This is a genomic window from Ruegeria sp. CF8 (assembly GCF_056537285.1).
Genome location: NZ_JBQFRG010000001.1, coordinates 846,644 through 870,591 on the forward strand (window position 1 = coordinate 846,644; position 23,948 = coordinate 870,591).

At 56.6% G+C, this 23,948-nt stretch carries 20 protein-coding genes; 17 read left to right on the forward strand and 3 right to left on the reverse strand.

All coding sequences use genetic code 11. The annotated features are described in order from the left end of the window. Nucleotides 1–227 precede the first annotated feature (227 nt). The gene (locus ACR0EV_RS04150) at nucleotides 228–1,136 is read right to left on the reverse strand and encodes a LysR family transcriptional regulator (RefSeq protein ID WP_480798909.1); all 909 of its coding nucleotides are present in this window, start codon (nucleotides 1,134–1,136) and stop codon (nucleotides 228–230) included. A gap of 169 nt (nucleotides 1,137–1,305) precedes the next feature. On the opposite strand from ACR0EV_RS04150, the gene ACR0EV_RS04155 reads away from it, so the two are divergent. The 10 genes from ACR0EV_RS04155 to ACR0EV_RS04200 all read left to right on the forward strand — a co-directional run bounded on the left by ACR0EV_RS04155 (nucleotide 1,306) and on the right by ACR0EV_RS04200 (nucleotide 12,751). After that, the gene (locus tag ACR0EV_RS04155) at nucleotides 1,306–4,725 is read left to right on the forward strand and encodes an indolepyruvate ferredoxin oxidoreductase family protein (RefSeq protein WP_480798910.1); all 3,420 of its coding nucleotides are present in this window, start codon (nucleotides 1,306–1,308) and stop codon (nucleotides 4,723–4,725) included. A gap of 78 nt (nucleotides 4,726–4,803) precedes the next feature. After that, entirely contained in the window at nucleotides 4,804–5,682 is an 879-nt protein-coding gene (locus tag ACR0EV_RS04160; RefSeq protein ID WP_480798911.1) for a lysophospholipid acyltransferase family protein, read from the forward strand. Nucleotides 5,683–5,690: 8 nt separating this feature from the next. Beyond that, nucleotides 5,691–6,500, forward strand: a complete 810-nt coding sequence (locus ACR0EV_RS04165; RefSeq protein WP_480798912.1) for a glutamate racemase — start codon at nucleotides 5,691–5,693, stop codon at nucleotides 6,498–6,500. 94 nt (nucleotides 6,501–6,594) lie between these two features. Then, a complete protein-coding gene (argC, locus tag ACR0EV_RS04170) occupies nucleotides 6,595–7,623 on the forward strand; it encodes an N-acetyl-gamma-glutamyl-phosphate reductase (RefSeq protein WP_480798913.1) in 1,029 nt (342 codons plus the stop codon). Between the two features lie 7 nt (nucleotides 7,624–7,630). Continuing rightward, on the forward strand, nucleotides 7,631–8,077 hold the full coding sequence (gene ccmE / locus ACR0EV_RS04175) for a cytochrome c maturation protein CcmE (protein ID WP_171089834.1): 447 nt from the start codon (nucleotides 7,631–7,633) through the stop codon (nucleotides 8,075–8,077). 149 nt (nucleotides 8,078–8,226) lie between these two features. Further along, on the forward strand, nucleotides 8,227–8,838 hold the full coding sequence (locus tag ACR0EV_RS04180; protein ID WP_480798914.1) for a holin-associated N-acetylmuramidase: 612 nt from the start codon (nucleotides 8,227–8,229) through the stop codon (nucleotides 8,836–8,838). Further along, the gene (locus tag ACR0EV_RS04185) at nucleotides 8,829–9,407 is read left to right on the forward strand and encodes a holin family protein (RefSeq protein WP_480798915.1); all 579 of its coding nucleotides are present in this window, start codon (nucleotides 8,829–8,831) and stop codon (nucleotides 9,405–9,407) included. The genes ACR0EV_RS04180 and ACR0EV_RS04185 overlap by 10 nt, the downstream gene beginning before the upstream one ends. 75 nt (nucleotides 9,408–9,482) lie before the next feature. After that, nucleotides 9,483–11,447: a heme lyase CcmF/NrfE family subunit gene (locus ACR0EV_RS04190; RefSeq protein WP_480798916.1), complete on the forward strand. Its 1,965-nt coding sequence runs from the start codon at nucleotides 9,483–9,485 to the stop codon at nucleotides 11,445–11,447. Continuing rightward, nucleotides 11,444–11,899 (forward strand): cytochrome c-type biogenesis protein, encoded by a 456-nt coding sequence (locus tag ACR0EV_RS04195; RefSeq protein ID WP_480798917.1) that lies wholly within the window; start codon nucleotides 11,444–11,446, stop codon nucleotides 11,897–11,899. Before ACR0EV_RS04190 ends, ACR0EV_RS04195 begins: the two co-directional genes overlap by 4 nt. 75 nt (nucleotides 11,900–11,974) lie before the next feature. After that, nucleotides 11,975–12,751: an enoyl-CoA hydratase-related protein gene (locus tag ACR0EV_RS04200; protein ID WP_480798918.1), complete on the forward strand. Its 777-nt coding sequence runs from the start codon at nucleotides 11,975–11,977 to the stop codon at nucleotides 12,749–12,751. Nucleotides 12,752–12,761: 10 nt separating this feature from the next. On the opposite strand, the gene bmt is transcribed toward ACR0EV_RS04200, so the two are convergent. Both bmt and ACR0EV_RS04210 read right to left on the reverse strand, forming a co-directional pair. Beyond that, nucleotides 12,762–13,775, reverse strand: coding sequence for a betaine--homocysteine S-methyltransferase (bmt, locus tag ACR0EV_RS04205; protein WP_480798919.1), 1,014 nt, complete (start codon nucleotides 13,773–13,775; stop codon nucleotides 12,762–12,764). A gap of 121 nt (nucleotides 13,776–13,896) precedes the next feature. Continuing rightward, on the reverse strand, nucleotides 13,897–14,214 hold the full coding sequence (locus ACR0EV_RS04210) for a DUF1476 domain-containing protein (RefSeq protein ID WP_480798920.1): 318 nt from the start codon (nucleotides 14,212–14,214) through the stop codon (nucleotides 13,897–13,899). A gap of 187 nt (nucleotides 14,215–14,401) precedes the next feature. Here ACR0EV_RS04210 and purC point away from each other — a divergent pair, with 187 nt between their 5' ends. The 7 genes from purC (at nucleotide 14,402) to ACR0EV_RS04245 (ending at nucleotide 23,916) form a co-directional block, all read left to right on the forward strand. Beyond that, complete coding sequence (purC, locus tag ACR0EV_RS04215; RefSeq protein ID WP_171089849.1) at nucleotides 14,402–15,157, forward strand: phosphoribosylaminoimidazolesuccinocarboxamide synthase; 756 nt, start codon at nucleotides 14,402–14,404, stop codon at nucleotides 15,155–15,157. Between the two features lie 236 nt (nucleotides 15,158–15,393). Beyond that, a complete protein-coding gene (purS, locus tag ACR0EV_RS04220) occupies nucleotides 15,394–15,624 on the forward strand; it encodes a phosphoribosylformylglycinamidine synthase subunit PurS (protein ID WP_117872765.1) in 231 nt (76 codons plus the stop codon). 4 nt (nucleotides 15,625–15,628) lie between these two features. Next, a complete protein-coding gene (locus ACR0EV_RS04225; protein WP_480798921.1) occupies nucleotides 15,629–16,672 on the forward strand; it encodes a zinc-dependent alcohol dehydrogenase family protein in 1,044 nt (347 codons plus the stop codon). Nucleotides 16,673–16,683: 11 nt separating this feature from the next. Then, nucleotides 16,684–17,352, forward strand: a complete 669-nt coding sequence (gene purQ, locus ACR0EV_RS04230; protein WP_480798922.1) for a phosphoribosylformylglycinamidine synthase subunit PurQ — start codon at nucleotides 16,684–16,686, stop codon at nucleotides 17,350–17,352. Nucleotides 17,353–17,421: 69 nt separating this feature from the next. Further along, nucleotides 17,422–19,167 (forward strand): sensor histidine kinase, encoded by a 1,746-nt coding sequence (locus ACR0EV_RS04235; protein ID WP_480798923.1) that lies wholly within the window; start codon nucleotides 17,422–17,424, stop codon nucleotides 19,165–19,167. Nucleotides 19,168–19,179: 12 nt separating this feature from the next. After that, entirely contained in the window at nucleotides 19,180–20,514 is a 1,335-nt protein-coding gene (locus tag ACR0EV_RS04240) for a sigma-54-dependent transcriptional regulator (RefSeq protein ID WP_050603452.1), read from the forward strand. Nucleotides 20,515–21,012: 498 nt separating this feature from the next. Beyond that, nucleotides 21,013–23,916: an Rne/Rng family ribonuclease gene (locus ACR0EV_RS04245; protein WP_480798924.1), complete on the forward strand. Its 2,904-nt coding sequence runs from the start codon at nucleotides 21,013–21,015 to the stop codon at nucleotides 23,914–23,916. The last annotated feature ends 32 nt before the right edge of the window (nucleotides 23,917–23,948 follow it).

Consider the following 23,948-nt stretch of genomic DNA (forward strand, 5'->3'; position numbering starts at 1 on the left):
AACTGCGCCGGTTTCCCAGAAGATTTCGCCTTAAGAAACATCGAAATCGCGAGGGCGCGAAAAAAAAGGCCGAGCTATAAGCTCGGCCGTAGTCCAACAGGGAGGTATGAAGATGATGAGCGTTTCAGCATCACCGCCTTCGAGTGCTCATTTAGGGGTCAGTTTGTGAACGTTCAAGGAATTTAACTCTGTAAAGACCTCATGCCCGATATGCTATGGGTGCATAGCTAGAGTTTTCCCATCTGTTTCAGTTGTTTGCGCTGTGCAATGATCTCATCCTGAACAAAATCCCGGAACGCGCCAACGCGTTTTGAATGTCTGAGTTCTTCGGGATAGGCCAGATAAACAGGAACATCAGCGGTTTCGATGTCAGACAAGACAGGGACAAGATGCGGAAAATCCTGGGTCACATAGTCCGGCAGAACGCCAATGCCCAAATTGTGCAGAACCCCTTGCAGCACGCCGAAATAGTTGTTCACCGTCAGTAATGAGCCGGGATTATACGTCATCAGGTGACGTACCATAGCGGCACTTGCCCCGACCTGCGGTGCCGCAGGGGTTTGGCAAATCAAGCGGTGATCTTTGATTTCCTCAAGCGATTTCAGCATTCCGCCATGGGTCTCAATATAATCCTGAGTCGCGTACAACATCATTTGAACTGTCATCAGGCGCTTGCGAACCAGATCGGCCTGGCTGGGCTCTTTCATTCGAATGGCGACATCTGCCTCGCGCATGGGCAGGTCCAGAACCCTCTCTTCCAGCATCAGATCGATATTGAGGTCGGGATATTCCTCGTACAATTTTGGCAGGCGCGGGGCCAGCCAGAGTGTGCCGAAACCAAAGGTCGTTGTGACACGCAGGACGCCAAACACTTCTTCTTCACTGTCCCGAATGCGCGCGGCAGCCGCGTCAAGGCGTTTTGACATGGCAGAGGTGGCATCGAACAGCAATTCACCCTGTTCGGTGAGAATCAGCCCCCGTGCATGACGGTGGAAAAGGGTCGCATCCAGCGATTCTTCCAGGGCGCGGATCTGTCGGCTCACGGCAGATTGAGACAGGTTGAGCTTGTCACCCGCATGGGTGAGGCTGCCTGCATCGGCTACCGCGTGAAATATTCTAAGCTTGTCCCAATCCATCGCCGCAACTTTCGTTATCCATTTGAACGCCTATATGAAAGAGGTGACAAGTTCTACATTCAAAGGGCGAAATCGTTACTTATCAGTGGATAAATCCTATACAGGTCAGAAATTATGACCTAAAATGCACCGAAATAAAGCACACTGATCTGACGAGGGGAGACGTCTGATGAGTCAGCCACAGATAACGTTAAATGACCGGTTTGATCTTGAGAAAAACCCCGTTCTGTTGAACGGAACTCAGGCGCTTGTCCGGCTGATGCTGATGCAAAAAGCCAGAGACCGACACGCAGGTCTCAATACTGCTGGGTTAGTCACCGGGTATCGGGGGTCACCCCTTGGCGCTGTTGATCAGCAAATGATGCGGGCACAAAAACCGCTGGCCGAAAACGATGTGACGTTTCAGTTCGGTTTAAACGAAGATCTCGCCGCGACCGCCCTGTGGGGCAGTCAGCAAGCAGGGTTGCGGGGCGACGGCAAGTTCGACGGGGTTTTTGGGCTTTGGTACGGTAAAGGGCCGGGGGTTGATCGGTCTGGTGACGTCATGCGCCATGCGAACATGGCAGGTACGGCCAAACATGGCGGTGTCCTTATGGCCATGGGCGATGATCATACCGGCGAAAGCTCGACCGTTCTGCACCAGTCAGAATGGTCTTTGGTCGATATGTATATGCCGATTGTCAGCCCTGCCGGGGTTCAGGAAATCCTCGATTACGGTATTTACGGCTTTGCTCTTAGTCGTTTTGCTGGTGTCTGGGTTGGCTTGAAAACGATGAAAGACACGATCGAGGTGACTTCGGTCGTGGATGGCAGCCCTGACCGTATGCAGGTTGTTCTGCCCGAGTTCGACATGCCGGACGGTGGGTTGAATATTCGTTTGGGCGACACCCCGCATCTGCAGGAAACGCGCGTCATCGACTACAAGAGGTTCGCGGCCGAAACGTTTTCCCATGCCAATAAGCTCGACAAGCGGATGTGGGGCAAACCCGGTGCCAAGATCGGATTCGTCGCAGCAGGTAAAAATTGGTTGGATCTGACTCACGCTTTGTCGCTTCTCAATATCGACGAGTCCGAAGCAGAGCGGTTGGGGATCACCACCTACAAAGTAGGGCAAACATTCCCTCTGGATATGGCCGGGTTCCATGACTGGGCCGAAGGGCTGGACTTGATTGTGATCGTCGAGGAAAAGCGCAAGCTGATCGAAGTTCAGGTCAAAGAGGCCATCTTTGACGACCGGCGGGGTCGCAGGGTTTATGGCTGGTACAAAGGTGGGGCCGGGACGCTGCACCGGGAAGAACTATTCCCGACACGCGGCGCGTTGGATCCGATCATGATCGCCGAAAAACTGGGTGAAATCCTGATCGAAGAAGGGCGCGAAACTGAAGGCATCAACGCCGGACTTGCATCGTTGTCCGAAGCACGCCGGGCCGACAACGCGCAGGAAATCGCGACGCGGCTTCCGTATTTCTGTTCGGGCTGTCCTCATAACAGCTCAACGAAGGTGCCCGATGGTAGCCGCGCTTATGCCGGTATCGGCTGTCACTACATGGTTCAATGGATGGACCGTGAGACGACAGGTTTCACCCAAATGGGCGGTGAAGGCGCGAACTGGATTGGTGAGGCACCGTTTTCGACCACCAAACATGTGTTCCAAAACCTGGGCGACGGCACTTATAACCATTCGGGCGTTCAGGCGATCCGGGCGGCGTTGTCGGCAGGAACGAACATCACCTTCAAAATCCTGTTCAACGACGCGGTCGCCATGACCGGTGGGCAGGACAATGAAGGCGACCTGACCGCCGAACGGATCGTTGCCGAGGTCAAGGCGATGGGCGTCCGTGAGGTCGCGCTGGTCTATGACGAAAAAGAAGACGTAAACTTCAAGGCTCTGCCCGCCAGCGTTCAGACATATGAGCGAGTGGATCTTATGCAAGTGCAGGAGAAATTCCGCGAGATCGAAGGTGTTTCGGTCATTGTCTACGTTCAGACCTGCGCGGCCGAAAAACGTCGCCGCCGTAAGCGGGGTACATTCCCGGACCCGGACAAGCGCGTGTTCATCAACACTGATGTCTGTGAAGGCTGTGGTGATTGTGGAGTGCAGTCGAACTGCGTGTCGATTGTTCCGAAACAGACCGAATTGGGCCGCAAGCGCGCCATTGATCAGTCAAGCTGCAACAAGGACTTTTCTTGCCTGAACGGCTTTTGCCCCTCGTTCGTGACGCTTGAGGGCGCGAATATCCGCAAAGAGGCAACGACCGAGATCGACTTGCCGGACCTGCCGATGCCCGAGCTACCCGCGATCAAGGGAACGCATAACGTGGTCATCACGGGTGTTGGTGGAACCGGTGTCGTCACTCTTGGAGCGATCCTTGCTCAGGCGGCGCAGATCGATGGCAAAGGCGCGGGCATGATGGAAATGGCGGGCCTAGCGCAGAAAGGTGGCGCAGTTCATATCCACTGCCGTTTGGCCAATCGTCCCGAAGATATCAGTGCCATTCGCGTTGCCACCGGTGAAGCCCATGCGCTGATCGGCGGCGATTTGGTGGTGTCCGCCGGGGCGAAGACTTTGGGCCTGACACGCACCGGACGTACCGGCGCAGTCGTAAACAGCCATGAAACGGTTACGGGCGATTTCACACGCAATACAGAGTTTCGCATTCCAGCCGATCAGTTGGAACTGGCCTTGCAGGCGCGACTGAAAGAAGATGTCTCGCTTTTTGACGCGACCGATCTGGCGCGTGCGGTGATGGGGGATTCGATCTATTCCAACATGATGATCTTTGGGGCGACATGGCAGCGCGGATTGTTGCCGGTCAGCCACCAGGCGATCTTTGACGCCATCGAGTTGAACGGAACGGCGGTCGAACGAAACAAGCGTGCGTTTGATATCGGTCGTTGGGCGGTGCTGCATCCAGAAGAGGTTCAGTCCATTCTGTCGCCAACCGTGGCCGAGATGCCAAAGACGCTGGACCAGATCATCGCGTTCCGTGCGCAGCACCTGACCGAATACCAAAGCGCCCGGCTGGCAAAACGGTATCGTAAGTTGGTCGACAGCGTTGAGGATGCCGAGGTGCGCGAAGCGGTGGCAAAGGGCTATCACAAGCTTTTGTCGTACAAGGATGAATACGAGGTTGCTCGCCTTCTGCTGACAAGTCGGGAAAAGGCAGCCGCCGAGTTTGATGGCGATTTCAAGATGACCTTCCATTTGGCACCGCCGATTTTCGGAGGGTCGGGCAGCAATGGAAGGCCTAAGAAGCGCGCATTCAGCGAATCTGTCATGGGTCCATTGAAGCTGCTGACCAAGTTGAAGGCGCTGCGCGGCACGCCGTTCGATATTTTCGGGTATTCGTCCGAACGCAAGATGGAGCGTGCTTTGATCCGGCAGTACGAAAAAGACATGCGCGAAGTGCTGCCTTTGGTGTCGCAGGACACGCGTGATGCGATCTCTGCCTTGGCTCGACTGCCGCTGGATATCCGTGGTTTCGGACCTGTTTTGCAGGAAAACGAGGCCAAAGCAGCCAAGCGGCGCGAGGAGTTGCTGGCATCGATCCGAAGCGGTGGGCCCGAGTTGAAGGCTGCGGCGGAGTAACTCGTCACAACCTTGTCACGATGGCTAGGCAAAATTGTTACTTGCACTTATTTTGCAGGCAACAAACCGGAGACCCAAATGCCTTCTCGTCGTCATGCTGTACGTGACATCTCTTATGCCCATTCCGCCGAAACCAAAGGCGGGCGAATGGTTATCAAGCTTATGGAGAATACGACGGGCCGTATGCGCCTGATCAAACGCGCGGATGGATACGAGAAAGACGTTGCCAACGGGCGCGACTTTTGGGCCGTTATGGTCGAACGCTATGGGCTGACGTTGGATGTAGTAGGGGGATCGCTTGCAAACATTCCGACAGATGGCCCCCTGATCCTGATTGCCAATCACCCCTATGGCATTCTGGACGGCCTTATGATGGGGCACATTCTGTCTGAGACACGCGGTGATTTCCGTATTCTGGCCCATCGAGTGTTCCGCAAGGCAGAAGATCTGAACCGTATCATTCTGCCCATTTCGTTTGATGAAACCAAAGAAGCGATGAAGCTGAATTTGGAGACACGCAAAACGGCTCTCAACTATCTGGGCGAGGGCGGGGCGATTGGCATTTTCCCCGGAGGCACGGTCAGCACCGGCGTCAAGCCGTTTGCACATCCGATGGATCCGGGTTGGCGTGGCTTTACTGCTCGCATGGTGGCAAAATCCAATGCCACCGTGGTGCCGGTTTTCTTTGATGGGCACACGTCGCGGCTGTTCCAGATCGCCAGCCATTTGCACAACACGCTTCGTATGGGCCTGCTGATCAAAGAATTCAAAAAACGGGTCGATACCCCAGTAAAAGTGGTGATCGGAGAGCCTATCGGGCGCGACGTTCTGAACCCATTGGGTAAGGAAACGCGCAAGATGATGGATTTCCTACGCAAAGCCACGTATGAGCTGTCTCCAGAGCCGTTGGAGTCATATGACTACGGCTATGAATTTGAGGAACGGCATCGCGCCTGAAGGGGCAAATGGCAGTAGGTATCTTTGATTCCGGTTTGGGCGGTCTGACCGTCCTGAACGCCGCGCAGCAACGGCTGTCCGACGTGGATTTCCTGTATTTTGCGGACAGTGCACATGCACCTTACGGTGTACGTGATGCCGAGGATATCTATCAGCTGACCCGCAAAGCCGTGCACGAGTTGTGGGATCGCGGGTGCAATCTGGTGATTCTGGCATGCAACACCGCAAGCGCTGCCGCTCTGCGCCGGATGCAGGAAGAAGGCGTGCCCGAGGGCAAGCGGGTGCTGGGCGTTTTTGTTCCGTTGATCGAAGCGCTGACCGAGCGGCAATGGGGTGACAATTCTCCGCCGCGCGAAGTGGCCGTGAAGCATGTGGCCTTGTTCGCCACGCCTGCCACTGTGTCCAGCCGGGCCTTTCAGCGGGAACTGGCATTCCGCGCAATCGGTGTGGATGTCGAGGCGCAGGCCTGCGGTGGCGTGGTCGATGCCATTGAAGATGGCGACATGATCCTGGCTGAAGCCTTGGTACGCAGCCATGTGGATGCTTTGAAACGAAAAATGCCCGAGCCGCAGGCCGCGATTCTGGGCTGCACACACTACCCATTGATGGCCGAAACCTTTCAGGCCGCCTTGGGATCAGATGTTCAGGTCTTCAGCCAAGGGGATCTGGTGGCCGAAAGCCTGGCCGATTATCTGCAACGCCACCCCAATATGTTGGGCGATGGCGCAGGTGGCTATCTGACGACCGGCAAGCCGGGTTTTGTCAGTGATCGGGCAACGCAATTCCTCCGACGACAAATCTCGTTCGAGGCGGCCTGATTTAGGTCAAGGACGCACTTACCCGAATTTTCTAATTCAAAGACCGTCACATCGGCGGTCGTGATATGTGACACACGTAAAGAAGAGGTCTGACATGACCCATAAAATCGCAATTCTGGGCGCTTCTGGTTACACCGGAGCTGAACTGGTGCGGCTGATCGCCGAGCACCCGAACATGGACATTGTTGCTTTGGCCGCCGAACGGAAGGCCGGGATGAGCATGGCGCAGGTTTTTCCGCATCTGCGCCACATGGACTTGCCGGATCTGTGCAAGATTTCCGAGATCGATTTCTCGAATGTCGATCTGTGTTTCTGCGCTTTGCCGCACAAAACTAGCCAAGAGGTGATCCGGGACCTGCCGAAAGACCTGAAGATCATTGATTTGTCAGCGGATTTCCGGTTGCAGGACCCGGATGAGTATGAGAAGTGGTACGGCAACCCGCACAGTGCTTTGGAACAGCAAGAAGAAGCTGTTTATGGTCTGACCGAGTTCTATCGGGATGAAATCAGGTCGGCACGTTTGGTCGCCGGTACAGGTTGCAATGCGGCGACAGGGCAGTATGTACTGCGTCCTCTGATCTCGGCTGGCGTCATTGATCTGGACGATATTGTGCTGGACCTGAAATGCGCCGTGTCGGGCGCAGGCCGGTCGCTGAAGGAAAACCTGCTGCACGCAGAGCTCAGCGAAGGTGCCAATGCTTACGCAGTCGGTGGCACGCACCGGCACCTGGGTGAGTTTGATCAGGAATTCTCGAAGCTTGCAGGTCGTACTGTACATGTACAGTTCACGCCGCATTTGATTCCGGCAAACCGGGGCATTCTGGCGACGACTTATGTGAAAGGGGATCCGCTGAGCGTCTATGAAACGCTTGCAAAGACATATGCGGATGAGCCCTTTATCGAGATGCTGCCGATGGGAGAAGCGCCCTCGACCCATCACGTAAGAGGGTCAAACTTCTGCCATATCGGTGTTGTCGCAGACAGGATCGAACGTCGCGCAATCGTGATTGCAGCGCTGGATAACCTGACAAAAGGTAGCAGTGGCCAAGCCTTGCAGAACGCCAACCTGATGTTAGGTGAGGATGAAACTCTGGGCCTGATGATGGCCCCTCTATTCCCGTGAGGACGGTATGAAAACGCTCAAGAAACGTCGTCGAGTCCAAGTCATTCTGGTAGCTGTCGTTGCCTTGGTGGCATCGACGGCGTTGATTGGGTGGGCCTTGCAGGATGGCATCAATTTCTTCCGTTCCCCTAGCGAGGTGATTGCCGAGCCGCCTAAACCGACCGAGGTGTTCCGCATCGGCGGGCTAGTGGAAGAAGGCTCGATCATTCGCGGGCAGGGTGAAACCGTGCATTTTGTGGTCACAGATGGGGGCGAGAGTGTCCCGGTCTCGTTCACAGGTGTACTGCCGGATCTGTTTACCGAGAACCAGGGTATGGTTGGCACTGGAAGCTACGTGAACGGCGTGTTTGAAGCGACTGAAATCCTTGCCAAACATGATGAAACCTACATGCCGAAAGAGGTTATGGATGCGCTGAAAGAGCAAGGCGTTTATAAAGAAGCAGAGGGAAGCTGAACGTAGCTGCGCTGCGTGCCTCTGACAGAGGTATTATTGAACAGAAGAAGCGGGGCGTTGCGCGCAATTGGCGGGCAGCGCCCTTTGCGATTAGCGCGTTTTAAAACGTTTGAAGGACCGTTGCTCTGATCAACGAGTTGGGGAAGACGATGCAAACGGTTCGACAGATCGCGAAAGAGATCGTGGCGCGGGAAGGCGGGTTTGTGGATGATCCGGACGATCCGGGTGGCGCCACAAAATATGGTGTGACCATTCACACCATGCGGCGGTTGGGATTGGATTTAACCGGTGATGGAGTGGTTGACTTACGTGATGTTCAGGTTTTGACCCGGCGGCAAGCGGTCGAGATTTTCATACGTCACTACTTTGAGAAACCAGGCATCTCGCGGCTGCCCGATCTGCTGCACGCTTCGGTCTTTGACATGTATGTGAACGCCGGGGCACAGGCGATAAAGATCCTGCAGCGGCTGTTGCGAGACATGGGATTCAACGTGGTGGTGGATGGCGTAATTGGTGCCAAGACCGCAGCAGCTTGTGAAAAAGCAGCGCAGCCGGACCCAATTGCTTTGCGGGATGCCTATGGGGTCGCGCGGCGGAACTACTATTTTCGCCTAGCTGATCGGCGACCGGCCTCGAGGAAATATGCGCGCAGCCGGTCGGGGGGCAAAGGTGGCTGGATCAAACGCGCAGAAGAGTTTTTGTCAGAGCGATACCATCTTTCTGACGCCGAGTTTCAGGGAAGGGTTGCGGCATGGGGTTGATCTCGGGTGTTTTGGCGCTGTTGTTTGGGAATGGGCGGAACGCGGTTCGGGAAACCGTTGAGCTTTATCGTGAGAACACCGAAGCAAGCGCGCAGAGAGGGGCCGAGGCGCAAGCGCAGGCCATGTTGCAGTTTGGTGGTGAGTTTCAAGCCACGAAAAAAGGATCGTTTGACCGTTTCATGGATGCGGTCAACCGATTGCCGCGTCCGGCTTTGGCCTTGGGAACACTGGGGTTGTTTGTGGCCGCCATGGTGGATCCGTTGTGGTTTGCTGCAAGAATGCAAGGCATGGCCTTGGTGCCAGAGCCCATGTGGTGGTTGTTGGGAGTCATCGTGTCCTTCTATTTTGGGGCGAGGCATCAGTTGAAAACGCAAGAGTTTCAGAAAGATATCAGTGCGACCATGCTGCGATTGCCTGCCGTCCTGAACAATCTCGAGCAGTTGCGCGAACTGCGCAGCGATAGCCCGGGCGCTGCGGATCCCGGCTGGGATTCCGCTTTGACGCAGGACATTACGCGCCCCGATGCCAACCCGGCGTTGGAAGATTGGCGCAAGCATCGCAGGGCGTGACCCGCGACACTATGTGCCCTCGTACTTGACGAAAGTTATTGGCCCCCGGATTGGCCCCGGAGTATATTCCGGGGCATGATTACAGAACTCGGTCACTTCGCCCTTATCCTCGCCTTCTTTGTTGCGATCGTGCAAAGCGTGGTGCCCCTGATCGGGGCTTCGAAACGTTGGGCCGGTTGGATGGCATTTGCCGAGCCTTCGGCCATCGTTCAGTTCCTGCTGACAGCGTTTTCCTTTGGCGCGTTGATCTGGGCGTTTGTCGTGTCGGACTTTTCCCTGAGGATCGTGGTCGAAAACAGCCACTCGGCCAAGCCGATGATCTACAAGATCAGTGGCACATGGGGGAACCATGAAGGATCCATGTTGCTGTGGGTGTTGATTGTCACCTTGTTCGGCGCGTTGGCCGCGTTTTTTGGAGGTGGGTTGCCACCGACGCTCAAGGCGCGCGTGCTGGCGGTGCAATCGTCAATAGCGGTCGCGTTTTTTGCCTTCATCCTGTTCACGTCGAACCCGTTCGACCGCCTCGCAATCGCACCGTTTGACGGGCGCGACCTGAATCCGTTGTTGCAAGACCCCGGTTTGGCCTTCCATCCGCCATTTCTGTATCTTGGATATGTAGGGCTTAGCATGGCGTTCAGCTTTGCCATTGCAGCCCTGATCGAAGGGCGTGTCGATGCAGCATGGGGGCGTTGGGTACGGCCCTGGACATTGGCGGCCTGGGTCTTTTTGACCATTGGTATCGCGCTGGGGTCGTGGTGGGCTTATTACGAATTGGGCTGGGGCGGGTTCTGGTTCTGGGATCCGGTCGAGAATGCGTCGTTCATGCCCTGGCTTCTTGCGGCCGCTTTGCTGCACTCTGCCATCGTTGTGGAGAAGCGCGAGGCGCTGAAAAGCTGGACTATTCTGCTGGCGATTATTGCGTTCGGATTTTCACTGATCGGTACCTTCATTGTGCGCTCGGGTCTTCTGACTTCGGTTCATGCCTTTGCCACAGATCCGGAACGCGGCGTGTTTATCCTGATGATCCTGGTGTTTTTCATTGGTGGAGCGCTGACCTTGTTTGCTGCGCGTGCCCAAGCGATGGAGGCTAAGGGCGTCTTTGGCATGGTCAGCCGCGAAAGCGCTTTGGTGGCGAACAATGTTCTGTTGGCCGTCAGCTGCTTCGTTGTCTTCGTGGGCACCATGTGGCCAATGGTGGCCGAGATGATGTTCGACCGGAAACTTTCGGTAGGAGCACCTTTCTTCAACGCCGCATTCTCTCCGTTCATGGTGCTACTCGGGCTGATCCTTCCGATCGGGTCGATGCTGCCTTGGAAACGTGGGAGGATTGGAAGGACGGCTTGGTCTCTGCGCTATGCCTTTGGGCTGGCGCTGGCGATTGCTCTGCTGGTTTGGGCCATTCAGACCGGACGCAGCGCGTTGGGGCCGGTGGGTCTGTTCCTCGGGGCATGGATTACTTTTGGTGCCGCCATCGATTTGTGGAGCCGCACAGGCCGCAACGGCAGCCTTAAACGCCTGTTCCGCCTGCCGGGTGCAGATTGGGGTAAAGCGGTCGCGCATACGGGTCTGGGCGTCACTATCTTTGCCGTGGCTGGCCTGACCGCTTGGGAGGCCGAAGATATCCGCGTCGCGCAACCCAATCAGCCCTTTGAGGTGGGGCAGTTTACGCTGACCCTGCAAGATGTGCGGCTGGTGGAAGGGCCGAACTATTTCTCGACCACGGCAGATGTTCTGGTTGAAAAGAATGGACTCCCGATTGGGACACTTCACCCAGAAAAGCGGGACTATCCGGTTGCCCGCATGCCCACGACCGAGGCCGCGATTGATTATCGCTTCCTGGGCGACCTTTACGTTGTGATCGGTGATCAACAGGCAGATGGGGGCTGGGTCATGCGCACTTATATCAAGCCGTTCGCGAACTGGATCTGGGCCGGCTGCATCCTGATGTCGCTTGGCGGCATCCTCAGCCTGTGTGACAGACGTTTCCGGGTGGCTGCAGGGGCGCGAAAAACCCCGGTTGGCGGAGTACCCGCAGAATGAAACGCCTTGTACTGATCCTGATGATGCTGGCGACACCCGTGTTTTCGGTGCAGCCGGATGAGGTTCTGGATGATCCGGTGCTAGAACAACGGGCTCGCGACCTCAGCACCGGATTGCGGTGCCTTGTTTGTCGGAACGAAAGCATCGACGAAAGCAACGCTGATCTTGCGCGTGATTTGCGTTTGTTGCTGCGGGAACGTCTGGTTGCAGGTGATACCGACGAAGAGGCCATCGCGTTTATCGTTGACCGCTATGGCGAATACGTTTTGCTGAAGCCAACCACCAGCGGTTCGAACCTGTTCCTTTGGCTCGCTGGCCCTATCATGCTGTTGATCGCGGCCGGGGTCGGACTGAACTTTCTGCGCAACCGAGCCAAAGCTCATGCGTCAGTTGAAAGCGCGGCGCTGAGTGAAGACGAAAAGGAGCGTCTGCGCCGAATTCTTGAAGACTGACGTTTGGTTCTGCCTTTACCTTCTTGTTTGGGCCAGTAAGTGTTCGAAAACGCTTGGCGCGACGGGAGGGTTTTCATGAATTACGAAACAGTTGTTCTGGACATTACGGACGGTCTGGCAGTTCTGACCTTAAACAGACCTGACAAAATGAACGCTCTGACAACTCAGATGCGCGCTGAAATTACCCATGCAATGAAAGACGCGGCAACCCGAGCCCGGTGCATCGTGATCACCGGCGCTGGTCCCGCTTTTTGTTCCGGGCAGGATCTGGGCGATGCGTCCTCAACCGGCAAGATCGATCTGGAGCGGTCTTTGCGCGACGAATACGAACCAATGCTGGAAACGATCCACAGCTGTCCGGTTCCCACAATTGCGGCTGTAAACGGTGCTGCGGCTGGGGCAGGGGCGAACCTGGCCCTTTGCGCGGATGTTGTGATCGCAACTGAAAGCGCCTATTTCCTGCAAGCCTTTGCGCGGATCGGTTTGTTGCCGGATGCCGGAGGTACCTGGTTCATGCCGCGCCAGATGGGGCTGGCCAAGGCGATGGGTGCGGCGTTGTTCGCCGACAAGATCAGCGCGCAACAAGCGAATGACTGGGGCTTGATCTGGGAATCTGTGCCCGATGATAATTTCGTCGCGCATTGGCGTAAACGGGCAGAATACCTAGCCAATGGTCCGACGGCAGCCTACGGAGCAATCAAGCAGGCCATTCGTGGAACGTATGAAAACACACTGCCTCAGCAGCTTGCGACCGAGGCGCATCTGCAGGGCGAATGTGGCCGCTCGCGCGATTTCGCCGAAGGTGTGGTGGCTTTCATGGGAAAACGCCCTCCGAAATTCGAAGGGCGTTGATTAATTCACTTCAGGCGCGGCGGCGGCGGCGGGTGCGGCGTTCAGGGACAGCCTCGTCGCCCGTTCCATCAGAGGCCGATGTAAACGGACCCAGCGCATCAGTGATCTGATCCAAAGTCGGGCGTTCGCCGCGCGAGGTGGTATCCAAAGCTTCACGCATCTTGCGCAGGTGATCCGGCATTGTTCCGCAGCAGCCGCCAATGATTGTCGCGCCAGCGTCGCGTGCCATAGCTGCATATTGGCCCATAAGCTCGGGGGTGCCGTCGTAGTGGATGTGACCATCCACGTATTTCGGAATGCCCGCGTTACCCTTGGAGATCAGGGGACGCTCTGTCCCTTGTGCGGCAAAGCCCAGAATTGTGCGCAGAATGTCTGATGCGCCGGTTCCACAGTTTGCGCCAAAGGCGATGGGCGGGTTGGGCAGTGTTTCAACCATTTGCGCCAGATCGGCCGAGGTCACACCCATCATGGTGCGCCCGGCGGTATCAAAGCTCATCGTGCCACACCACGGCATATCAGCCAGTGCAAATGCTTCGGCTGCGGCGCGGAACTCTTCAGGGGCGCTGATGGTTTCTACCCACAGAACATCAACTCCGCCTTCTTTCAACGCTGCTGCTTGTTCGTGGAACATTTCCACCGCCTCGGAATGCGTCAGGCTGCCGACCGGTTCCATAATTTCACCGGTTGGTCCAACAGATCCTGCAACCACGACGGGACGTCCGGCCTTGTCTGCCACCTCGCGTCCGAGTTCAGCGCCGGTACGGTTTAACTCACCCACACGATTCTGAGCGTCGTGCAGCTTGAGCCGTGCGGACGTGCCGCCAAAGGTGTTGGTCAGAAACAGGTCACTGCCTGCATCCACCGAACCCTGATACAGCGCCCGGATCTTGTCGGGGGCCTCCACGTTCCAAAGTTCAGGTGCGTCGCCAGACTGCAGGCCCATGTTGAACAGATTTGTCCCGGTTGCACCATCGGCCAAAATGGCATCTTTGGTGTCCAGAAGCTTGCTCAGCGCGTTTGTCATTGGGTTATTCCAGGAAAAGGCGCAAATCGCCGTTAAAAATAGAGACGCCCCATGTCACATGACCGGGGCGTCAAATCAAATTCATAAAACTCATGAAGATCATGAGCTTTGTAAGAAAACCTTAATCGGCCTCGCTCATGATCTGAGCTTTGGCTTCGGGCAGAATCTCGGCCATCTTGGCGCGGATTTCTTCGGCCGACGACAAATCACCCAGATCACCGGCGACCTTACGTACAACGTCTTCGTGCCCGGCTTCTTCGAAGTCGGCGACTACAACGGTCTTGGCATACTCTTCGGCTTCTGCGCCGGATTTGCCCAGCTTTTCTGCCGCCCACAGGCCCAGCAGCTTGTTGCAGCGGGCCTGCGCCTTGAACTGCATTTCTTCATCATGGGCAAACTTGGCTTCAAATGCGTTTTCGCGTTCATCGAACGTGGTCATTGGGTGAGGACCTCTTGGGTTACATCTTCTTTCCTGATGATATGACCATACGAGGTCCCGGGCGCAAGGTATTTGCGCTGCGTCAAAGCCTCTCGGGTACACGAACTTGCGGGAAAAGAGTGCTTGCACTATGAGGACGCCAACGAGAGGGGACTCATTCCCTCTGCTCAGACTGGAAAGGTCGCTTATGGCGCGTCGCAAGAAAATCTACGAAGGCAAGGCCAAGATTTTGTATGAAGGCCCCGAACCGGGCACGATCGTGCAGTATTTCAAGGATGACGCCACAGCATTCAACGCTGAAAAGAAGGACGTGATTGACGGCAAAGGTGTGCTGAACAATCGCCTGTCCGAATTTTTCATGAACGGCTTGACCCAGATCGGTATTCCGAACCACTTTATTCGCCGCCTGAACATGCGCGAACAACTGGTGCGCAATTGCGAAATCGTTCCGTTGGAAGTGATCGTTCGAAACTATGCCGCCGGATCGATGTCTAAACGTCTGGGCATAGCAGAAGGGACACAGCTGCCGCGCCCGATCGTTGAATATTGCTACAAAGACGATGCGTTGGGTGATCCTCTGGTCACCGAAGAACATATCGCCGCCTTTGGCTGGGCCAGCCAGCAGGATATGGACGATATCCTCAGCCTTGCGCTGCGCGTGAACGATTTCATGAGCGGTGTGATGCTTGCGGTTGGTATTCGCCTTGTGGACTTCAAGATCGAAATCGGACGCATTTTCGAAGGAGACTATCAGCGTTTGATCGTGGCTGATGAAATCAGCCCGGACAGCTGCCGCCTTTGGGATATCGAAACCGGCCAGAAATTGGACAAAGACGTGTTCCGTCGTGATCTGGGCAATCTGACCGATGCGTATTCAGAGGTTGCGCGCCGTTTGGGTGTGCTGCCGAATACCAATGTCACCAAGCCGACACTGATCAACTGATCCGTTCAGGGTACATTAGTTTCAACTAAGTTGCGCCGCGGCAAAAACCGTGGCGCATTTTGGTTTTTGCGTGTGCGGCAGGTTCATCTTTTGATCATCAACCGAAAGAGTCGCTTTGCGTGATGACAACTGCGGCAAACTGCTTGGGAAACAGGGTTGTCGAAAACGGTCAGGCACGCTATCCCCCGCGCAACGAAATGGGCCATGGATAGCGGCCCGAAGGTGGAGTTGCCAAAATGAAAGCACGGGTTCATGTGATGCTCAAGAACGGGGTGCTGGACCCGCAGGGCGAAGCAGTTCGGCACGCATTGGGCGCAATGGGCTTTGATCAGGTCGAAGGCGTCCGTCAGGGCAAAGTGATTGATCTGGAACTGGCCGATGGCGCGACCGAGGCAGATGTGACCGAAATGTGCGAAAAGCTGTTGGCCAACACCGTCATCGAACGCTACGAGATCGAATTGGTCTGATCCTATGCGGGCCGCGCGTCTGATCACCTATCGCCAACCGCTTGAGGTTGCGACCGTGCCCGATCCCGAACCCGCCGCAGATGGTGTTGTGGTTCGGGTGTTGGCGTGCGGTGTGTGCCGATCCGATTGGCATGCATGGACAGGCGCGGACCCAGACGTAATCCTTCCGATGACACCCGGTCATGAATATTGTGGTGAGGTTGTCGCGGTCGGTTCTCGGGTCACCCGCTGGCGGGTGGGCGACAAGGTTATCGCGCCGTTCATTCTGGCTTGCGGACATTGCGCAGACTGTGCGCAGGGGCATCAGACAATCTGCAACGACCAGATTGTTCCAGGGTTTACCTGCGATGGTGCTTTTGCGGAATATATCGCTGTGGCCCATGCGGATGCGAACCTTACAACATTGCCCGACAGCATTGCGCCCGAAGTTGCTGCAGCCTTGGGGTGTCGCGTGACAACGGCCTGGCAGGCTTTGGTCGGACGGGCGCAGGTTCAGGGTGGAGAGTGGATCGCTGTCTTTGGCGGCGGCGGCGTTGGGATTTCCACGCTGCTTTTGGGCAAGGCGCTTGGCGCGCGGGTTGTCGTTGTCGATATTGCAGACGACAAGCTGAACTATGCACAGTCTTTGGGCGCAGATGCGGTTGTCAATGCTGCTACATCTGACGCGCCGCAGGCCGTGAAAGACCTCACCGGCGGTGGCGCGCATGTTGCGATTGAGGCTTTGGGCATCGAAGTCACAACCGTATCTGCGATGCGGTCCCTGCGCAAAATGGGGCGCATGGTGCAGATCGGCATGCCAGCCGGGGATCACACGCAGATGGCTTTGCCAATGGACGTACTTTATTCTGGCCAGCTTTCTGTTTTCGGAACGCGGGGCATGCCAAGCTGGCGCTACCCGTCTTTGTTGTCGCTGATCGCAGGGGGCGGGATTGACCTGAGCCCGTTGGTCACGCGCAAAATAACTCTCAACCAGGTGAGTGCTGAGCTTGCCGCCTTTGACCATCCAACCCCTCCGGGCGTTGCGGTGGTTACAGATTTTGTCTCGTAGGAGGGCCCGCCATGCGCGCAGCCGTAATCGTATTCCCCGGATCCAACTGTGACCGAGACCTCGCCGTCGCCTTTGAGCAGGCCGGTTTCAAGGTTGATATGGTCTGGCACAAAGACGCAGCGCTGCCCGAAGGTGTGGATATCGTGGGCGTACCAGGTGGCTTTTCCTACGGCGACTATCTGCGCTGCGGCGCCATCGCTGCAAAATCGCCGATTTGCAAAGCCGTGGTCGCTCATACAGAGCGTGGCGGCTATGCCGTGGGTATCTGCAACGGGTTTCAGGTTCTGACCGAAACTGGGATTTTGCCGGGCGCATTGCTGCGCAATGCCGGGCTGAAATACATCTGCAAAACAGTGGGCTTGAAGGTTGAAACAAGCGATAGCGTGTTTACCGCAGGTTACAATGCAGGCGACGTGATCGGCATCCCAATCGCGCACCATGACGGCAACTACTTCGCGGATGACGAAACACTTGCGGCCCTGAAGGATCAGGATCGCATCGCGTTCACCTATTCCGAGAATCCCAATGGCTCGGTCGGCGACATCGCTGGCATCCTGTCCGAAAACCGCCGTGTCTTGGGGATGATGCCTCACCCCGAACGTGCGGCAGATGAAGGGCATGGTGGCACCGACGGAGTGGCGCTGTTCCGCGCATTGTCAGGCGTGTTTGAATCAGCGTGACTTGAGGTCACGCGCGCCCGCGCGTAACGTCTGGCCATGAACTCGGACGTGCGATCAGCTTGGTCAAATATGTTGAAACCGCTTCGCGGTGCTCCGCTGGGCTGGCGATTGCGCGTCGCTGTTCTTATTCTGCTGCTCGCAACTATTACGACGGTCTGGATCACCAACAGCCTGTTGACCGACAGGTTCACAGAATCCACGCGAAACCGGGCCGAGCTGCGACTGGCCCTGTATTCCGGCAATCTGCTGAGCGAATTGCGCCGCAACTCGATCGTGCCACAGTTGCTGGCACGAGACCCGACGCTCATTTCGGCGCTGCAATCCAGTGACTATACATTGTCGACCCAGCGCCTGATTTCCTTCGTTGAAGAAATTGGCGCGGCCTCGCTGATGCTTTTGGACAGTGATGGTCGAACCGTTGCCGCAACGGATCGGAACAAGCTGGGCGAAGGGCACAGAAATACAGCTTATTATGTGGATGCCATCCGGTCCAATGCCACGATCTTTTCGGTCATTCCCAAGGAATCCGGCGGATACAGCTTTGTCTATTCCCGGCGACTGGAAAACGGGTCGGAAATTCTGGGGGTCATTGTTGTTGAGGTCGATCTGCAGAAATTCGAGCGCGCGTGGGCCGGTATCTCGGACGCAGTGATGGTCACTGACAGCACCGGTACGATCATCCTGTCCACCGAGCCCCGCTGGCGTGGGCTGGAAGAAAGCACGGCGATGCTGCGCCAGCCGCCGCAGGGTGCAATTCAACGCGCCATTCGGGCCACGACCGATTGGACGGCTTTGCCGCCGGATGCCTACCTGCAAGGCGAGGCTGTGATGCGCATGGAAACACGCATCCCGTTTCGGGGTTGGCAAATGACGTCGTTCACAACCTTTGCTTCGATCCGGGAAAAGGTGAACAGCGTGCTTGCGCTGGAAATCATGGGCTTTGCGATTCTTCTGGCGTTGACGTTTTATGCGCTTAGCCGTCGGGCGACCCTTCGTATGGCCCTGTTTCAGCGCGAGTCGGCAGAGCTTCGCGCATTGAACGCACGGCTACAGCGGGAAATTGCTGAGCGGGAACGGGTTGAAAAGACGCTGGATTTGGCGGAACAGACGCTTGCACAAAGCTCAAAATTGGCCGCCCTGGGCGAGATGTCGGCAGCGGTCAGTCACGAACTCAATCAACCTCTGGCTGCAATGAAAACATATCTCGCCGGGGCACGTCTGTTGTTGCGGCGCAACCGGCCGGAGGAGGCGCTTGCCAGCTTTGGACGCATCGACGGTCTGATCGAGCGGATGGGGGCGATCACTCGGCAGCTCAAGTCCTATGCACGTAAGGGTGCGGATGCGTTTTCACCAGTAAATCTTGGCGAAGCGTTGGCCTCGGCCTTGTCCATGATGGAGCCTCAACTGCGTCAGCGTCATGTGAAGATCACACAGATCCTGCCTGAAGAACCTGTCATGGTGATGGGGGACCGGATGCGGATCGAGCAGGTGATGGTCAACCTCTTGCGAAACGCTCTGGACGCCACCAAATCAGTAGCAGAGCCGGATGTGGAAATCATCCTGGCGGCGGGCGACATGGCGGTTCTGACCGTGCGTGACAACGGGCACGGTATTGAGGATATCGAGAACCTGTTCGAGCCGTTCTACACCACCAAACAGCCCGGTGACGGGGTTGGACTGGGGCTTGCCATCTCGTCAGGGATCGTGAACGACCATGGGGGACGGCTGACTGCGCGCAACGGCCAATATGGTGGCGCGGTGTTTGAAATGCAGTTGCCAGCACTTGGAAGCGACGGCCTTGAGGCCGCGGAATAACGAGGAATGACTATGGCACAAGCCATGAAAATTGCCATTGTGGATGACGAACAGGACATGCGCCAGTCGATCAGCCAGTGGCTTGCTTTGTCCGGATACGACACTGAAACCTTTGCCAGCGCAGAAGATGCCTTGAAGGTTCTGGGGCCGGACTATCCGGGGATCGTGATATCTGACATCAAGATGCCGGGGATGGATGGCATTCAGCTTTTGAAAAAGCTGATGGGGGCCGACAGTACCCTGCCCGTGATCATGATCACGGGGCATGGCGACGTTCCGATGGCGGTTGAGGCGATGCGCGTCGGTGCGTTCGATTTCCTTGAAAAGCCGTTTAACCCTGATCGAATGTCCGAACTGGCCAAACGCGCCAGCAATGCGCGCCGTCTGACATTGGACAACCGGGCGCTAAGGCGTGAGCTGTCGGGTGGCACTCAGATCATGAACAAGCTGATCGGTGCCAGCCCGGTCATGGAGCGGCTGCGTGAGGATATCTTGGATCTCGGGCAAGCCGACGGCCATGTTCTGATCGACGGAGAGACCGGGACAGGCAAAACCCTTGTTGCACACGCGCTCCACGCGGTTGGCAGTCGCGCTGGCAAGAAGTTTGTTCTGGTGTCCTGCGCCGCGTTGGAGGAAGACGCGCTGGCCAAGCGCCTGTTTGGCCCGATGATGCCCGAGGATGCGCAGCTACCTGCCATCGAAGAAGCCCGCGGCGGGACGCTGGTTTTGGAAGACGTAGAAGCGCTGAGCGACACCTTGCAGGCTAAATTGCTGAGCGTGATGAACGAGCAGGGCACCCCTGCTGAAACCCGGATCGTAGCGATTTCGAACCTGCAGGAAGCGGGAAAGACATCCGAAGACGTTTTGCGCCCGGACCTGTTCTACCGATTGGCGGCTTTGCGGATCACCATGCCGCCGCTGCGTCAGAGGGGCGAGGATATCCTGACCTTGTTCACGCGCCTCAGTGAGCAATTTGCCGAAGAATATGGTTGTGATGCACCACAGGTCAGCGCGCAGGAGGCTGCGCAATTGTTGCAGGCCCCGTGGCCGGGCAACGTGCGTCAACTGATCAATATTGCCGAGCGAGCGGTTCTGCAATCGCGCCGTGGGTCTGGGACGATTGCATCCTTACTTATGTCGGATCACGAAGAGATGCAGCCGGTGATGACCACTGAAGGCAAGCCGCTGAAAGAATATGTCGAAGCATTCGAGCGGATGCTCATCGACAACACAATGCGCCGCCATAAGGGGTCGATCGCGTCGGTTATGGACGAATTGTGCCTGCCGCGCCGGACGCTGAACGAGAAAATGGCGAAATACGGGCTTCAGCGGTCGGACTATCTTTAACCTTTAGGAATGGGGGCTCTGCCCCCGTCGCCATTGGCGACTCCCCCGAGGTATTTGGGGCCAGATGAAGAGATCCCGCGCTGTGTCTGCGGTCTCGATGCAGTTTGCCCATTGTCTTTTCCACAGGACTGCTTTTATTGTGTCCGAACGGGCCGGGCCTTTTTTTGCGCCCTTAAGCCCCGAATCTTTGAGTTTCGCTGCTTTGCTGCACGTAATTTTCGCTGCGAAGCAGACCGATTGTGCCCCGATTGGGGGCAGTGGAGTACCTGAGCCCGATGCGTTGGGTGAAAGGAATAAATGGGCGGGCTGCAGAGACTGCGCCTGTCGGAGAAGAACCGCGATGACGCGCGCGCAACGATTGAGAGACCGGGCAGGGGGCCAAAGCGCCAGACCCTACCGCGCGCCGTCTGAAATCGCCCTGACAAGACACCTCCCCAAAAGCGCCTGTCCGCCTGGACAGGTCAGGACAACGCGTTTGGCGCGGTGCACCAAGGAAACATGGCTAAGAAAATGCTTATCGATGCCACCCACGCGGAGGAAACCCGCGTCGTGGTGGTCGACGGAAACAAGGTCGAGGAGTTCGATTTTGAATCCGAAAACAAACGCCAGCTTGCTGGCAACATCTACCTTGCAAAAGTAACTCGGGTTGAGCCGTCGCTGCAGGCGGCGTTTGTCGATTATGGTGGGAACCGTCACGGTTTCCTGGCCTTTTCGGAAATTCACCCCGACTACTATCAGATTCCAGTCGCCGACCGTGAAGCGTTGATGGAGGAAGAGCGCGCTTACGCCGAGGCGATGAAAGCGCGTGACGAAGCCGAAGAAGCCAAGCCCAAAAAGCGTCGGTCCCGGTCGCGTTCCAAGGCGGCAGATGTGAAGTCGGACGATCCGGTTGAAACAATGGAGGTTTCAACCGAGCCAACCGGTATGGAAACCATCGATCTGGCCGAAAGCGAAGATGCGGATGTAGAGGTGCCCGAAGGAACCTCTCCTATGGAGATGGTTGCTGAAACACCGGTAGAAGAACCAGAAGACAGCGATGCGACTTCGGCAGAAACTGTTTCTGATTATGCGGCAGAAGCGGCAGAAGAAGAGAATTCTGACGTGGCAGACGCGTCTGACTCGCCCGAAGAAGCGGGTGATGATGCAGGTGAAGTCAGTGAAGACGCTGGTGAGGCCTCAAGCGATGAGACAGAAGTAAGCGCAGAAGCTGATAGCGCATCGGCGGATGAGGCGGAGACAGAGGCGGTTGCTTCTGAGGATGTTGAGACCTCGGTTGAAGCTGCTGCGGCTGCTGACGGCGATCAGGGTGCGGAAGACGAGGATGCTGAAGGCAAGAGCGCCGATGCCTCTTCGAAAGACGACTCGATTGAATCTGTGGCTGACGAAGATGACAGTGAAGACATCCGTCCACCACGCAAACCGCGCCCGCGTCGTTACAAGATCCAGGAAGTCATCAAGGTTCGCCAGGTCCTGCTGGTGCAGGTGGTCAAGGAAGAGCGCGGTAACAAGGGTGCTGCACTGACAACCTACCTGTCGTTGGCCGGTCGCTATTGTGTATTGATGCCGAACACCGCGCGCGGTGGCGGTATCAGCCGCAAAATCACCAACGCTGCCGACCGCAAGAAACTGAAAGAAATCGCCGCGGACATTGATGTGCCGACCGGGGCGGGTCTGATCATCCGCACAGCGGGTGCCAAACGCACCAAGTCCGAGATCAAGCGTGACTATGAATATCTGCAGCGTTTGTGGGAACAGATTCGCGCACTGACGTTGGAGTCGATTGCGCCAGCGAAGATCTATGAAGAAGGCGACCTGATCAAACGGTCGATCCGCGATCTTTACAATCGAGACATTGATGAGGTTCTGGTTGAAGGCGAAGGCGGTTATCGTATCGCCAAGGACTTCATGAAAATGATCATGCCGTCCCACGCCAAGAACGTGAAACGGTACGAAGACGCGCTGCCATTGTTCGCGCGCTATCAGGTGGAAAGCTATCTGGCGGGTATGTTCAACCCGACGGTTCAGCTGAAATCTGGTGGCTACATTGTGATCGGTGTGACCGAGGCTCTGGTCGCCATCGATGTGAACTCGGGGCGCGCGACCAAAGAAGGCTCGATCGAGGAAACGGCGCTTAAGACCAACCTTGAAGCGGCTGAAGAGGTAGCGCGCCAACTGCGTCTGCGGGATTTGGCCGGTCTGATCGTCATCGATTTCATCGATATGGACGAGCGCAAAAACAATGCGGCAGTTGAAAAGCGTCTGAAAGATAAGCTCAAGACTGACCGCGCGCGCATTCAAGTTGGCCGGATTTCCGGCTTTGGCTTGTTGGAGATGAGCCGACAGCGACTGCGCCCCGGAATGATCGAGGCCACGACGCAGCCATGTCCGGCCTGTCATGGGACCGGTCTGATCCGCTCGGACGACAACATGGCACTGTCGATTCTGCGTCAGATCGAAGAGGAGGGCACCCGCCGTCGTTCGCGTGAAGTTTTGGTGCGCTGCCCGGTCAGCATTGCCAACTTCTTGATGAACCAAAAGCGTGAGCACATCGCTCAGATCGAGGCGCGGTATGGCCTGTCTGTGCGGATCGAAGGCGACATCCACTTGGTGAGCCCTGATTTCTCGATGGAGAAATTTAAAACCGCCAGCCGGATCGTGCCTGAAGCCACTGCGCCTGTCGTTTCTGTGGATGCGTCACTGATGGATATGGTGGATTCTTCTGACGAGGAAGAGGTCGAGGACGAAACCACCCCGACCGAAGATGATGCCAAGCCCAAGCGCAAACGTCGTCGGCGGCGGCGCAAGAAGGGTGGGGGCAATGGTGATGCCGCAGAGCAATCCAACGAAAGTGCCGAAGCTGAGACTCAGGAGAATGCCGCCGATGAAGAAGGTGCGGCTGACGTCGTAGAAGCAGAAGCGGCAGAGGAAGAAAAGCCTGCCAAGCCCAAGCGCAAACGTGCTCCGCGTCGCCGGAAGAAGGACGTAGCGGCCGAGGAAACGGTTGAACAGGCTGAAGCAACTGAAAGTGTTGAAGCTGAGACCGTAGCTGAGGCGCCTGTGGCCGAGGACGCTGCAGAAAACCCGGAGGCCGAGGTGCCTGATGTGGCTCAGGAACAAGGCGAAACTGTTGAGGTGGAAGCTGAAATTGTTGAGGTCGCATCAGAGGAACTGGTGAGCACCGAGGAGGCCAGTGTCGAGGACGCGCCAGCCGAAGAAACGTCTGGTGTTGTGGAAGAACTTGCGGCGCAAGCGGTTGAAGAGGTTACTGCTGAAGATGTTGCGCCCGCTGAAGAAGCCCATGTAGAAGAGACGCCCGAGCCTGTGCTGGAAACAGTCGCGGAAGAACCGGAACCAGGCCCCGCCAAGCCAAAGCGGCGCGGGTGGTGGTCGCTGGGTAAGTAATGAAAAGGCGGGCTGAGAGGCCCGCCTTTTTT